Annotated in this window: 12 protein-coding genes; 4 read left to right on the forward strand and 8 right to left on the reverse strand. The window is 69.6% G+C overall.

Annotated features, from left to right (window positions below):
- Positions 1 to 4: 4 nt before the first annotated feature.
- The 3 genes from AT701_RS09665 to AT701_RS09675 are packed head-to-tail and all read right to left on the reverse strand — an operon-like array spanning position 5 to position 2,633.
- On the reverse strand, positions 5 to 811 hold the full coding sequence (locus tag AT701_RS09665) for a class I SAM-dependent methyltransferase (protein WP_058125726.1): 807 nt from the start codon (positions 809 to 811) through the stop codon (positions 5 to 7).
- Positions 812 to 850: 39 nt separating this feature from the next.
- A complete protein-coding gene (locus AT701_RS09670; protein WP_162267863.1) occupies positions 851 to 1,708 on the reverse strand; it encodes an SDR family oxidoreductase in 858 nt (285 codons plus the stop codon).
- Positions 1,709 to 1,718: 10 nt separating this feature from the next.
- Positions 1,719 to 2,633, reverse strand: coding sequence for a LysR substrate-binding domain-containing protein (locus AT701_RS09675; RefSeq protein WP_058125727.1), 915 nt, complete (start codon positions 2,631 to 2,633; stop codon positions 1,719 to 1,721).
- Between the two features lie 73 nt (positions 2,634 to 2,706).
- On the opposite strand from AT701_RS09675, the gene AT701_RS09680 reads away from it, so the two are divergent.
- Genes AT701_RS09680 through AT701_RS09695 form a run of 4 tightly spaced genes read left to right on the forward strand, consistent with a single transcriptional unit; the run spans position 2,707 to position 6,153 of the window.
- Positions 2,707 to 3,939 carry an acetyl-CoA C-acetyltransferase gene (locus tag AT701_RS09680; protein WP_058125728.1) on the forward strand — a complete coding sequence of 411 codons (1,233 nt, stop codon included), beginning with the start codon at positions 2,707 to 2,709 and terminating at the stop codon, positions 3,937 to 3,939.
- The gene (gene pcaD, locus AT701_RS09685) at positions 3,936 to 4,712 is read left to right on the forward strand and encodes a 3-oxoadipate enol-lactonase (protein WP_011727990.1); all 777 of its coding nucleotides are present in this window, start codon (positions 3,936 to 3,938) and stop codon (positions 4,710 to 4,712) included. The genes AT701_RS09680 and pcaD overlap by 4 nt, the downstream gene beginning before the upstream one ends.
- Positions 4,709 to 5,506: a CoA transferase subunit A gene (locus AT701_RS09690; RefSeq protein ID WP_011727991.1), complete on the forward strand. Its 798-nt coding sequence runs from the start codon at positions 4,709 to 4,711 to the stop codon at positions 5,504 to 5,506. Before pcaD ends, AT701_RS09690 begins: the two co-directional genes overlap by 4 nt.
- Complete coding sequence (locus tag AT701_RS09695) at positions 5,503 to 6,153, forward strand: CoA transferase subunit B (protein WP_011727992.1); 651 nt, start codon at positions 5,503 to 5,505, stop codon at positions 6,151 to 6,153. Before AT701_RS09690 ends, AT701_RS09695 begins: the two co-directional genes overlap by 4 nt.
- Before the next feature lie 4 nt (positions 6,154 to 6,157).
- Here the strand turns inward: AT701_RS09695 and AT701_RS09700 are convergent, their stop codons facing one another.
- The 5 genes from AT701_RS09700 to AT701_RS09720 all read right to left on the reverse strand — a co-directional run bounded on the left by AT701_RS09700 (position 6,158) and on the right by AT701_RS09720 (position 14,057).
- Positions 6,158 to 6,715: a M15 family metallopeptidase gene (locus AT701_RS09700; protein WP_058127589.1), complete on the reverse strand. Its 558-nt coding sequence runs from the start codon at positions 6,713 to 6,715 to the stop codon at positions 6,158 to 6,160.
- Between the two features lie 40 nt (positions 6,716 to 6,755).
- Complete coding sequence (locus AT701_RS09705; protein ID WP_223495478.1) at positions 6,756 to 9,473, reverse strand: helix-turn-helix transcriptional regulator; 2,718 nt, start codon at positions 9,471 to 9,473, stop codon at positions 6,756 to 6,758.
- Positions 9,430 to 10,383: a LysR family transcriptional regulator gene (locus AT701_RS09710; RefSeq protein WP_003893284.1), complete on the reverse strand. Its 954-nt coding sequence runs from the start codon at positions 10,381 to 10,383 to the stop codon at positions 9,430 to 9,432. Before AT701_RS09710 ends, AT701_RS09705 begins: the two co-directional genes overlap by 44 nt.
- 75 nt (positions 10,384 to 10,458) lie before the next feature.
- Positions 10,459 to 12,858 (reverse strand): CaiB/BaiF CoA-transferase family protein, encoded by a 2,400-nt coding sequence (locus AT701_RS09715; RefSeq protein WP_011727995.1) that lies wholly within the window; start codon positions 12,856 to 12,858, stop codon positions 10,459 to 10,461.
- A gap of 5 nt (positions 12,859 to 12,863) precedes the next feature.
- Positions 12,864 to 14,057 carry an acyl-CoA dehydrogenase family protein gene (locus tag AT701_RS09720; RefSeq protein ID WP_058125729.1) on the reverse strand — a complete coding sequence of 398 codons (1,194 nt, stop codon included), beginning with the start codon at positions 14,055 to 14,057 and terminating at the stop codon, positions 12,864 to 12,866.

The following is a 14,057-nucleotide window of genomic DNA, read 5'->3' on the forward strand; positions in this document are numbered from 1 at the left end:
GCGTTCAGCGGCGAAGGGCTGTGGTCACCAGGTAGGGACTCGCGAACGCCACGGTGCCGGTGGTGTCGACGTGCCTGCGCAGTGCGGCCTCGAAGACCGAGCGCAGGCGGTCCCGCACAGGTGTGTCGAGACTCTGGAACAGGCTGACGTGCGCCGGCGACTCGAACTCGAGGAATTCCATCGCGGCGGCCAGTGAGGCGAAATTCCAGGTGAGGTCCGATGTTTCGACGGTGATGTCGTCGAAATGGGCAGCCAGGCGTTGCGCGACGACGTCGCGGTCGCCCCATTGGTCCGGGGTGAAGGCAGCCGCAGGTGGCGGACCGAGAACCTCCACGATCGGTGCGAAGAACGGGTTCTCGGCACCATCGCGGTCGTCGCGCACCCACGACGAGAAGGCGAAGACGCCACCCGGGCGCAGCAACCGGGTGACCTCGGCCACCAGGCCTGTCGGTTCGACGAAGATGATGCCCATGTTGGACACCACCGCGTCGAACCCACCGTCGGGCAGTCCGGTGCGTGTGGCGTCGGCGGCGACCCACGTGACCTGATCGCCGCCGGGCCGGGTCTTCGCGATGTCGATCAGTTCGGGCGTGATGTCCACGCCCGTCACGTCCGCGCCCGCGGCCGCAGCCGCCAGGGCCGCGCTGCCGGTCCCACAGGCCAGGTCCACGATGTCGGCGCCGGTCAGTGGCCCCCGTTGTGGACCGACGCGGCCTGCCGCGACGACGACCTCTCCGGCGATGGGGGCGATGCGTTCGGCGACGGCTTGGTATCGGCCGGCCGCCCAGTTCGTGGGCTTGGGTTGGGGCACGACATCGAGTATGGCCGAATGTGCTCCAGGTGCAGTGGGTTACGGGCCCGTGTAGCCGGGTGGGTTGGGCGTGTCGACCCACAGGTCGACGCCCAGTTCGCCGCCGGGCACGCAGTCATAGACCGACAGGTCGGTCACGCCGGAATCCAGCAGCACGTCCTCGCACAGCAGCGTGTTGCCGGTGAACTCGCGGGCCGGTTTGGTGAACACCGCATAGGCGGCGTCGGCGTACACCTGCGGTTTGCGGGCGCGGGCCATCGCCTCGTCGCCGCCCAGAAGGTTCTGCACGGCCGCGGTGGCGACCAGCGTGCGTGGCCACAGCGTGTTGGAGGCGATGCCGTGTTCACGCATCTCTTCGGCGATCCCCAACGCGCACAAGGTCATCCCGAACTTGGCCATCATGTACGCGGTCGGTGTGAGCCATTCGGACTCCAACCGGATCGGCGGGGACAAGGTCAGGATGTGCGGATTCTCGCGGCCTTTCATGTGCGGGATACAGGCCTGCGACACCGCGTAGGTACCGCGGATCTGGATACCGTTCATCAGATCGAACCGCTTGAGCGGCACCTCCTCGATGGAGCCGAGATTGATCGCCGATGCGTTGTTGACGCAGATGTCGATGCCACCGAACTGTTCGACGGCCTTGGTCACCGCCGCGGCCACCGAGTCGCCGTCACGCACGTCGCCCACGATGGGCAGGGCCTGGCCGCCGGCGTCCTCGATCTCTTCGGCGGCGGTGTAGATGGTGCCTTCAAGCTTGGGGTGCGGTTCGGCGGTCTTGGCGATCAGCGCGATGTTGGCGCCGTCGGCGGCGGCCCGCTTGGCGATCGCCAGCCCGATACCGCGGCTCGCGCCCGAGATGAACATGGTCTTGCCGGACAACGGTGCCTGTGCCATGCGCACCACACTAAGTGCCCGGGTGCGCCTGCGTCGGCGACTTCGGGCCCTCGGTCAGGGTGCGCAGCACCCGCAGGACGTTGGTGATCAGCGGCGAGTCTCCCGTGTGGGCGGCGACCAGGTCTACGCCCAGATCGGTGGGCCGCAGCGGGACGTAGCGCACCCCGGCGATGTCGAGCGCCGTCGTCGGATCGGGCACGATCGCGACACCCAGCCCGGCCGCCACCAGGGTCACCAGCGTCGAGGTCTCCGAGACCTCCTGCCGGATCCGGGGCAGAAACCCGGCGTCGGCGCACACGGTGGCCACGAGGTTGCTCATGACCGACCGTCCGTGACCGGTGTGCACCACGAAGTCCTCGTCGCGCAGGTCGGCCACCGTGACGGCGTCCCGGATGGCCAGCGCGTGGTCGGCGGGCAGCGCGACCACCAGGCCGTCGCGGCGCACGGTGTGGGTCAGCACGGCCTCCTGGCGCACGGGCGGCCGCAGCAGCGCCAGGTCGATACCACCGGACAGCAGGGCCTCGATCTGTGCGGGCGCGAGCATCTCACCGCGCACGGTCACCTCGATCCCGGGCAGGGATTCGCCGAGCGCCCGCACGAGTTGCGGCAGCAGCGAGTAGGTGGCCGATCCGACGCAGCCGATCGTGATCCGGCCCTGAATTCCCGAAGCGATCCGCTGGGCCTCGGTGTTCGCCGCGTCGACGGCGTCGAGGATCTCGACCGCCCGGCGCAGGTAGGTGTGTCCGGCCGGGGTCAGCTCGACGCTGCGGGTGGTGCGTGTGAGCAGCGTGCACCCGAGTTCGCGTTCGAGTTGGCGGATCTGCTGCGACAGCGGCGGCTGGGCCATGTGCAGCCGCTCGGCGGCACGCCCGAAATGCAGTTCCTCGCCGACTGCGCGGAAGTACCGCAGGTGCCGCAGCTCCATAAATACTCCAGAGATATCAATAGGTATCTACTGAGTATTTCACAATATCTTCGCAGCTCTCTACCGTCGAAGCATGGCTTCTGATTCGTCCGCATCCCAGGTGGTCATCTGCAATCCGCTCCGTACCCCGGTCGGGCGGATGGGCGGTGTGCTCGCCGCACTGACCGCCGCCGACCTCGCGACGTCGACGCTGCGCGAACTCGCGACGCGGACCGGCCTCGGTGAAGGGGACATCGACGACGTCGTCCTCGGCCACGGCTACCCGAGCGGCGAGGCACCGGCCATCGGGCGCATCGCCGCGCTCGACGCCGGTCTCGGCACCGCTGTGCCCGGCCTGCAGCTCGACCGCCGCTGCGGATCGGGTCTGCAGGCCGTGCTGTACGCCGCCGGGCAGGTCGCCACGGGAGCGGCCGGTGTGGTCGTGGCCGGCGGCGCCGAGTCGATGTCGAACGTCGAGCACTACGCCCTCGGCCTGCGCACCGGTGTCCGCCAGGGCGGTGTGGCGCTGCACGACCGGCTCGACCGGGCACGTGAAACCGCAAGTGGCACAAGCCATCCCATCGCCGGAGGCATGATCGAGACCGCCGAGAACCTGCGCCGCGAGTACGGCATCAGCCGCGCCGAACAGGACGAACTCGCCGTGCGGTCGCATCAGCGTGCGGTCGCCGCGCACGACGCGGGCCGCTTCGCCGACGAACTCGTCCCGGTCACGGTCCCCGGCAAGCGGGGCAGACCCGGCACCGTCGTCGACCGCGACGAGCATCCCCGCGCCGACATCGACGTCGAGACTTTGAGCGCGCTGCGGCCGATCCGAGGCAAGGTCGACGCCGAGGCCACCGTCACCGCAGGCAACGCCTCCGGGCAGAACGACGGTGCGGCCATGTGCGTCGTGACCACCCGCGAAGAAGCCGAAAAGCGCGGGCTCACACCCATGTTGGCGCTCAAGTCGTGGGCGGTCACCGGGTGTGCGCCCGAGAAGATGGGCATCGGACCCGTCGCGGCCAGTGACGCGGCGTTGCAGCGCGCTGGAATCACCCTCGACGAGGTGGATCTCATCGAACTCAACGAGGCATTCGCCGCCCAGGTGCTCGCTGTGCTCGCCGAATGGAAGGTCGACCCGCTCGACGAACGGCTCAACCCCAACGGATCCGGCATCTCGCTGGGCCACCCGATCGGTGCCACCGGTGCGCGGATCCTGGCGACCGCGGCCCACGAGGCGCTGCGGCGCGACGCCCGCTACGTGCTGGAGACCATGTGCATCGGCGGCGGCCAGGGCCTCGCGGCGGTGTTCGAGGCCGTCCGATGAGCAGCGTTGCGGTGCACCACGTCGTCACCGGCCGATCCGACGGCCCCGCGGTGGTGTTCTCCAACTCGCTCGGTTCGACGCACCGCATGTGGGACCCACAACTCGCGGCGTTCGAGGAGCGGTTCCGCGTCGTGCGCTACGACACCCGCGGGCACGGGCAGTCCCCGGTCCCCGAAGGTCCTTACACCATCGACGATCTCGCCGACGACGTCGTCGCACTTCTGGACACCCTCGGAATCGAGCGCGCCCACGTGGTCGGTCTGTCGCTGGGCGGCATGACCGCCATGCGGCTGTCCGCGCGCAATCCTCAGCGGGTCGACCGGATCGCGCTGCTGTGCACCGCGACACACCTGCCGCCGAGTTCGGCATGGACCGAACGGGCCGCGGCGGTGCGCACACACGGCAGCGCCGCCGTCGCCGAATCCGTTGTGGGGCGCTGGTTCACACCCGGGTTCCTGGCCGCGGATCCCGGCCGGAAGGCCGCCTACCAGCAGATGATCGCCGCGACACCGGCCGAAGGGTACGCGGGGTGTTGCGAGGCCATCGCGGCGCTCGACCTGCGCGCCGACCTCGCCCGGATCACCGCGCCGACACTGGCCATCGCCGGAACCGACGATCCCGCAACACCTCCCGACCGACTGGCCGAGATCACCGCCGCAGTACGCGGAGCCCGGCTGGTGCAGGTCACACCGGGCGCGCACCTGGCCAACGTCGAACAGGCCGACGCCATCACCCCAACCCTTCTCGAACATCTCGGAACGGAGCAGTCATGACCATCGACAAGGTCGTCGGCTCGGCCGCCGAAGCCGTCGCCGACGTTCCCCGCGGTGCCGCCATCGCCGTCGGCGGATTCGGATTGGCAGGCATCCCATGGTTTCTCATCGAGGCGCTGCTTGAGCAGGGTGCCGACGACCTGACGATCGTCTCCAACAACTGCGGGGTCGACGGCGCGGGTCTGGGCCTGCTGCTCGAAGCGGGCCGCATCAGCCGCGTCATCGCGTCGTACGTGGGGGAGAACAAGGAGTTCGCCAGGCAGTACCTGGCCGGTGAACTCACCGTCGAGTTGACGCCGCAAGGCACACTGGCCGAGCGGATGCGCGCAGGCGGCAGCGGAATCGGTGCGTTCTTCACCCCGACCGGGGTGGGGACACTGGTCGCCGAAGGCGGGCTCCCGTGGCGCTACCACCCGGACGGCACCGTGGCGCTGGCGTCACCGGCCAAGGAGGTCCGCACCTTCAACGGCAAGGACATGGTGCTCGAGGAGTCGATCGTCACCGACTTCGCGCTCGTGCGTGCCGCGGTCGTCGACAGGGCAGGCAACTGCAAGTTCCACGCCGCCGCACGCAATTTCAACCCGCCCGCGGCCATGGCGGGCCGGATCACGGTGGCCGAGGCCGAGAAGGTCGTCGAGGTCGGTGAACTGCACCCCGATGAGATCCACCTGCCCGGCATCTTCGTGCAGCGCGTCGTCGCGCTCACCCCGGAACAGGCCGCGCACAAGGACATCGAGAAACGCACCACCCGGCCGCGGCCGGTCACCGAGGAGCCCGAGGAGATGACCCGATGAGCTGGAACCGTGACGACATGGCGGCCCGTGCCGCCACCGAACTGCACGACGGCGACTACGTCAACCTCGGCATCGGCCTGCCCACGCTGATCCCGGACCACCTGCCCGCGGGCTCGCAGGTCACGCTGCACTCGGAGAACGGCATCCTCGGTGTCGGTCCGTTCCCGTACGACGACGAGGTGGACCCTGATCTGGTCAACGCGGGCAAGCAGACGGTGTCGGTGGTGGCCGGCGCCTCGTACTTCGACTCGGCGACGAGTTTCGCGATGATCCGCGGCGGCCACGTCGACGTCGCGGTGCTGGGCGGCATGCAGGTCGCGGCCAACGGTGACCTGGCCAACTGGATGGTGCCGGGCTCGATGGTCAAGGGCATGGGCGGCGCGATGGATCTGGTCAGCGGCGCCCGCCGCGTGATCGTGCTGATGGATCACGTCGCGAAATCCGGTGCGGCCAAGCTGGTCTCGTCATGCACGTTGCCGCTGACCGGGAAAGCCGTCGTGAGCCGGGTGATCACCGATCTCGGGGTCTTCGACGTCACCGGAGACGGCTTCCGGGTGGTCGAACTCGCGCCGGGCGTGGAGTTCGACCACGTGGCCGCCAACACGGATGCGACGCTGGTCGACGGTCGCGTGGGCAGCCTGGTCTGACGGATCAGCCTGCGGCGTCGGGCAGCAGCGGCGGGCAGTTGCCGAGCGGATCGGCGACCAGTTCGAAGTGCCAGGATTCGTTGGCGTAGATCTGGCACAGGCCGAAGCGCGGTCCGTTGGTGATCAGCCACTGATCGGCGCCCGTGCCGCCGATGTCGACGGCCTCACCGGTGACGTGACGCGACGCCGTGGGGGTCTGCACGTACTCGCGTGCGGCGGCCAGGCTGCCGTAGGTCTGAACCGCGTTGTCGAGCAGGGTCTGCTGGAACGTGGGCGAGCGCCAGCCCGAGGTGACCGTCATGGTGATGCCTTCGGCAGCGGCGGCGTTCGCGGCGTTCTGCACGGCCGCCAGCAGCCGCGGATCGAGCTTGGCGATCGCCGGTTGCTGCAGGTCGAACGGCGAGAACGCCTGACCGTCGGCCAGCGAACCGTCACTGGACGTCAGCGCCTCGGTGTTGTCGACGAGCGCGATCTGTGGGCTCGACGCAGGCGCGGTGAGCGCACCGGTGAGCACCGCCGAAGCGGTGACCAGGCCACCGAAGAGCCCCGCACCGATCCCCATGATCCTCCCCATCACGGAGTTCACCATACCGATCGGCGGGTCATCGCCGCAGCGCAGCCAACTCGGCGCGCGAACGGACACCGAGCTTCGCGTACACCCGCGTCAGGTGGTACTGGACCGTCTTGGGGGATACGTACAGCTCGGCGGCAACCTCGCGGTTGGACAATCCCTGCGCGACGAGGGCGGTGACGGCGTCCTCCTGCGGGGTCAACTCGACGCTGTCGCGTGATCCCCGCAGCTGGTGCAAACCGCCGGCCTTGAGTTCGCGGTCACAGCGTGCGACGTACGTGTGGGCCCCGAGCGACAGGTACAGATCACGGGCCGTGGCGATCACGGCGTCGGCGTCGCGCCGTTTACCGGCGCGTCGCAGCGTCTGTCCGTAGGCGAAATTGACCCGGGCCCGGTCATAGCGCAGCGGCAGACCGTCGAGCAGCGCCAGCGACTCCTCGAACCGGGCACGCGCTGCGGACAGTTCGCCCCGTGCGCCGAGCAGTCGCCCGCGCGCGTAGCCCAGCCGGGCCATCGCCGAGCGGTGACCGCGTTCACGCGCCACCTCCTCGTGGGGACGCAGGAATTCGTCGGCCTCGTCCAGAGCGCCGTCGATCACCAGCGCGTTGGCCAGCACGTCGGGCCACGGCCAGTAACCCGGTTCGGTGAGCACGGTGCCCGGCGCCCTGGCGGCCAGGGCCGCAAGTGGTTCCAGCACGCGGCGCACCTTCGGGTAGTCCGCCTCGGCCTCGGCGACCTGCGCGCGGGCGAGGATCGTCGGGATCCGCATCATCTCGTAGTCCTGGGTGACCCGGTCGGCCGCCTGCACCGCCGCGTGCGCGGTTTCCCAGTCACCGCGCAGCGCACTGATCTGCGCCGCAATCCATTCCAGCAACGGTGTGGTGATGGTGATCCCGCTGGAGGCGGCGAGATCGCGTCCCGACACGACGGTGGCCAACGCGGCGTCCCAGTCGCCACTGACGAAGTGCGCGCGTGCGAGCCACGCCATGGCCCACAGCGTGATCCGGCTCGATCCGCCCAGATTGGCCGTGGCGATGGCACTTTCGAGGTTGCTGCGTGCGCCGTCGACGTCATCGCGGATCAGTTGCAGCCAGCCGCGCCCCAGGGTCACGCGTTGGGCCTGCGCACCGTGGGTGATCCGTTCTGCCAGTTCGTCGTACGCGGCGGTCGCCTGCTCCGCGCGGCCCGCGGCGGCCAGGCCGAGCCCGCGCACCGCGGCCGACTCGACCGCGGTGGGGGATTCGCGGTCGGCGAGGCGCAGTGCGGTATCGGCCCAGCGGACCAGTTCGGTGCCGCGGCCACGCACCAGTGAGTGCAGCACGTAGCGTTGCGCGATCAGCGCCGCGGTTTCGGGATCGCGTTCGGCGTTGACGATGTCCCAGGCCCGGCGCAGCCGCACCTCGGCCTCGGTGGCCCGGCCGCGCAGGATCGCCAGGTACGCGAGAACCGCGTTGCGCAAAGGTGTCTCACGCAGACTCTCGACAACCGGGATCAGCTGCGCGGCGGCGCCGCAGTCACCGGCGGCCACGAGCGCGTCGACCGAACGGGTGAGCCGTTCGTCGCGCAGCAGCGGATCCGACGTCAGCCTGCTCGCATCGTGGAACAACGTCGCGGCCAGTGCCCACGCGCCGTCGGCACCGCTGGCCCGCGCGAGGGCGTCGACCTCACCGGCCAGCGCCTCGTCGGGCGCCGCCGCGGCCGCGACACGATGGCGAAGCCGGCGCCGCGGATCGGTGATCACCTCGGCCGCGCGCCGGTGCGCCTCGGCAGTCGCGCGGGCCCCCAGCAGAGTCAGCACAGCAGGCCCGGTCAGCCCGTCGGTCAGCCGGGGCTCGAAATGCACCACATGCGTGACCAGTCCGGCGTCCACGGCTTCGTCGAGCGCCGCGAGTGGTTCGCTCGGTCCGCTCAGCCCGGCCAGGTCCGCGGCCTCGGCAAGCGTGACGGTGTCGGTGGCGTCCGTGGCATCGCCACCGCCGGTGGCGCCGAGCACCGCGAGCGCCTGCACCAGTGCACGGCCCGCAGGCCCGCAGGAGTCGAGTTGTGTCGCGACACGTTCGACGACGTGGCGCGGTGCGGGCAGCGACGAGTCGAGCCGTGCCCACGCCGAGGCGGGCACCTCGTCGAACAACGCCAGCACGTCGCGCGGATTGCCGCCGGCGTGACGGGTCAGGCGGTCGGCCAGGGTCGGGTGGATGGTGATGCCCCGCAGGCGCGCCAACTCCACCACGGCGGCCACCGGGAGACCGGTCAACTCGACCACGTCGTCGGCCGCGAGCGGGATCGGCAGCGCATCCACCGACTGCGTCGCGAGCACCACCAGCACCGGCAGGTCGCGCTGATGCCGCACGAGTGTCGAAAGTGCCTGCAGAGACTCGACATCGGCGTGATGCGCGTCGTCGACGAGCAGCAGGCGCACACCCGCCGCGCGCACGTGGTCGACCAGATGCGCAGCGCCGTCGAGCGGGTCGTCGGGCACGTCGTCCTGCATCAGCTGCGCCAGCACACCGCCGGGCAGGTCGGTCTCCCACGAAGCGCCGAGTGCCCACCACGCACCGTGCCGCTGCGTCAGGTCGCGCAGCAGGGCGGTCTTGCCGATACCGGGTTCGCCGGTCAGCACCACCAGACGGGCGGTGTGTTCGGCCGCGGCGACGTGCTCACCGAGTTCGCTGAGTTCACGATCTCGTCCGCACAGCACGCGCCAATTATGCGCCGCCGGCCGGACGCGCCACGGCGCGTTCGAGCTCATCGACCAGCGCCTCGATCTCCGCCGGGCGCAGGACGCGCTCGGAACGCCGGTCCGACAACCGGTCCGGCGCCCACGCCAGCGCGATCTGCGCAGGCGCCCAGGTCGCCTCGTCGATGGGGATCAGCTTGAACTCCGGAGGCGAGAAGATCCGGCCGATCATCGATTCCGGTGCGTAGGTGACCATTGCGACCAGGTGCCGGTTGAACACCTGGGTCGCCATCTCCAGCTCGCCGCCGAGCTGGTTGATGGCGCGCACGATCTTCGTGACGCCCTTGGCGTTGAGACCGCGCGTGAGGCCCGCGAGCACCACCGGGTTGGGCCGCGCGAAATCGATCACGACCTCGCGGTCGCGCAGTTCCTCGATCGCGACGACGTCCTTGGCGGCCAGCGGATCGTCGAACCGCACCGCGATCGCGCCCTGATACCGGGCCACCACCCGGTGGCGCAGCCGCTTGTCCGCCGACGGCAGATGGATCAGCCCGATGTCGAGGTGTCCCGACACCAGCTTGGCGGTGACCTCGGCGGCCGACCCGGGGACGCTGAACTGCGTCGGCGCCGCCAGGCCCGCGACCGCCTTCTCCAGCCGCGCCAGGAAATCCGACGGTGCGTACGCCGTGGCGCCGACCCGTACCGGCGCCACCCCCTGGGTGATGCGCGACGCGGTCGCCTTCAGGTCCTCGACGCGGGCCAGGATGTCGCGTGCGGGCCCCAGCAGCTTCTCGCCGAGCGGGGTCAGGCGCACCTCGTGGTAGTTGCGCTCGAACAGCTGACCGCCGAGTTCCTTCTCCAGCAGCTTGATCTGCTTGGACAGCGGCGGAGGCGTGATCATCAGCCGGTCGGCCGCACGTTTGAAGTGCAGCTCTTCGGCGACCGCGACGAAATACCTGAGTCGGGTGAAGTCGATCTCCATGCGGTCAGTTCCGGCGATTCGAGGTGGATGTGATCCCCGAATCGTACGAGACGTCCCCGGAGACGCCGGAGCACCTCACCGTTGGGCGGCCGTCACCTCCTGCGGCATCTCCAGCACCCCGCGCTCGATGAGCTCGTCGATCTCGGCGTCGGACAGGCCGAGCAGTTCCGCCGCGATTTCGCGGGTCTGCTCACCCAGCAGCGGTGCCTGACCCAGCGGCGGATCGGCGACCCGGTCGGAGTGGATCTGGACGTTCTCCATCATGAACGGCTCGGCGGCGTGCGGGTGCAGCTCCTCGCGGAAAGCACGACGCTCCGCGTAATAGCCGAAGTTCGGCACCTCGCCTGCGTGCAGCACCGCACCGGCAGGCACCCCGGCTTTTTGCAGAAGCTCCATCGCCGCGGTCGCGGTGCGCGCGGACGTCCACGCCCGCACCGCCTCGTCGATGCGTGCGCGGTCGGCGTCCCGGCCGGCGGGCGTGTTCAGGGCGTCGTCGGCCGCGAGGTCGGCCCGGCCGATCACGCCGCACAGCGCCTGCCAGTCGGTGGTGTCGCGCACCGTGACCGCCACCCACTTGTCCTCGCCCTCGGCGGGGAACAGGCCCCACGGCGCGTCGTGCACCGGTTCGTCCGAGCGCGCATGCCCCTGCCGCTGCAGCACCTCCGCGGCGATCTCGCCCGCCAGGTGGCTCAGCATCACCTCGGACTGCGCGACGCTGACCGCGCCGCCGGTTCCGGTGCGCTCGCGGCGCAACAGCAGCGTCAGCGCGGTGAGCGCGCCGATGCGCGCCGCGACGTGGTCGGGGTAGACCGTCACCGTGTCACAGAACTCGCCAGGCGCGTCGGGGTACACCCACAGGTCGGTGAACCCGGCCGCGGCCCGCACGAGCGGCCCGTAGCCCAATCGCCTGGCCCACGGGCCAGTGGGCCCGAACGCCGAGCTGTCGACCACCACGATGCCGGGATTCACCTTCTTCAGGCTCCCGAAATCCATGCCGAGCGCCTGTGCCACACCAGGTTTGAAATTCGTGAGCACCACGTCGGCATCTTCGGCGAGGCGGTGCGCGAGTGCGCGGCCCTCGTCAGAACGCAGGTCGATACCGATCGAGCGTTTGTTGCGATGCCCGGACGCGTACGTCTGCGACATCATGTTGAGCCTGCCGCGCAGCCCGTCGGGAAACGCCGAATTCTCGATCTTGATGACGTCGGCACCGAGATCGGCGAACAAACGCCCGGTGTCCGCGCCGACCACGATCACCCCGAGGTCGAGCACCCGGAGCCCTTCCAGTGGAAGGCCGACGTCTCGGCGTGCCCGGCCGCCGAGAACCGGTGCGCCCTCGGGAGGGGCGGACGTGCCCCGCGGTGCGGTGAGCGCGCTGGCGCGGTGGCCGTCCACCTCGGAGACACCCACCGGCACCGGCGCGGTGAATCCGTTGGCGAGTTCGACCTCGCGGAAAAACCCACGCTCCTTGACCTGTTCGGTGTCCAGGGCCTCGGTCAGCGTGAGCACGGCCGCGGTCGGCACACCGTGGCGTTGTCCCTCGGCCTCCAACTCCGCGCGCGTCTTGTCCGCACAGAACCGCTCGATCGCCGGGAGCAGCGTCGGCGACATGAAGCGCTCCATCAGGCTGTTGAACTTGGGGTCGGCGAATTCCTCGGGCTCACCCATCCACGTGAACATGCCCTGCCACTGGCGTTTCGCCAGCACGCAGATCCGCACATAGCCGTCCTTGCAGCGGACGATTGGGTAGCGCTGCCGTTCGGCGAGCCAGTTCCTGCGCTGTTCGGCCAGCGGCACACCGGCCGACGCCGTGCCCGGTGTGCCGAACGGTGGGTCCAGCGTCTGCATCGCCCCGTCGAGCACCGAGAAGTCGATGAGATCGCCTGTGCCGGTGCGTAACCGGTCGAGGTACACGCTCACGGTCATCACCGCGGCCTGCGCGGCGGCCACCTGGTACGGCAGCTGCGGCGCAGGCGGCACCAGCGGTTCGCGCCCCGGGATACCCGAACGCGACAGCTCGCTGGTCAGCGCGTGCAGCACCGGTGTGGTGGCCTGCCACGTGCGGTACGCGGTGTCGCGGCCGAAGTCGCTGACCGACAGGATCACCAGCGAGGGGTGATCGGCGTGGATCTCTCTGGCCGACAACGCCTTCTCGGCATCCGAACCGGGCCGGGTGTTCTCGATGAGGATGTCGGCGTCGGCCAGCAACTCACGCCAGCGCCGCGCGCCATCGGCTGTCGAGGTGTCGAGGTCGACGGTGCTCAGGCCGAACCGGTTGATGGCGGTGCCCACCGGAACCGCGCCGATGCGCGGCCCCACTGTCGCCCCGGCCTCGGTCACCCCGGCCAGGTTGACCGGCGTGACCTGCGCACCGAGATCGGCGAGCAGACGCCCGACCGCGGTGATCGGGCCGGACGACAGATCGAGGACCTTGACCCCGGAAAGGGGCGGATCGTAGGTGTCGGTGCTCGTCATGTCGGTCAGCTCCGGCGTGCCTCGCGGAACGGGATGTCCCGGTCCACCTCGGGTTCCTTCGGCAGGCCCAGGACGCGCTCGCCGATGATGTTGCGCTGCACCTGATCCGTGCCGCCGCCGATCGAGGTGAAGAACGCGTTGAGCGTGAGGAAGTTGATGTCGTCGGCCTCCGGGTTCTCCGGACCGGCCAAAAGCGCCTCGGCACCGATGATCTCGGTCTTGAGCCGCGCCTCCGAATGCAGGATGTGCGACATCGCGAGCTTGCCCAGCGACATGATGGACGTCGATGTGCCCTGTCCGGCAGAGGCTTTCGCGCGCGCGTTGTTGAGGCGGTTGAGTTCGCGCAGCGCGAGCACGTTCGCGAGTTCCTTCCGGATCGCCGGATCGTCCAGACGCCCGTGTTCGCGTGCCAGTTCGACAAGGCTGTCGGCCTTGGACTTGTTGCGCGATCCGCGTCCGCTGTCACCCATGATCGAGCGCTCGTAGGCCAGCGCGGTCTGCAGCACACGCCACCCGTTGCCCTCGCCGCCAACGAGGTACTCGTCGGACACCCGCGCATCGGTGATGAACACCTCGTTGAAGTGTGACTCACCGGTGATCTGCACCAGCGGGCGCACCTCGATACCGAGCTGCTTCATCGGGATGACGAAAAAGCTCAGGCCCTTGTGCTTGGGGACGTCCCAGTCGGTACGGGCGATCAGCAGCGCGTACTCGCTGGTCGCGGCACCCGAGGTCCACACCTTCTGCCCGTTGACCATCCACTCGTCGCCATCACGCACGGCCGTGGTGCGCACGGCCGCGAGGTCGGAGCCCGCGCCCGGCTCGCTGTAGAGCAGGCACGTGCGCGAACGCTCGGTGAGGAACTCGTACAGCAGGTGCTGTTTGATGGTGTCGTTGCCGAACATCAGGATCGTGTTGGCCGGGATGCTGTACTTGTCCAGGCGTGAGCCCGGGGCGCGGACGGCCCGGAATTCCTTCTCGATGACCGAGGCGAGCTTGTGCGGATACTCGCGGCCCCACCACTGCTTCGGGTAGGACGGCACGGCATAGCCGGCGTCGACGACCTTCTCCAGCCACGCGATGCGCTCCGGGGTGCTGACCCAGGGATCGGTCTGCTTGGGCAGGCCTTTCCAGTTCTGGGCGAGCCACTCCCGCACCTCGGCAGCCAGTTCCTCGGGGGTGGGCAGTTCGTTGGTCAT

The organism is Mycolicibacterium smegmatis (genome assembly GCF_001457595.1).
Lineage (GTDB): Bacteria > Actinomycetota > Actinomycetes > Mycobacteriales > Mycobacteriaceae > Mycobacterium > Mycobacterium smegmatis.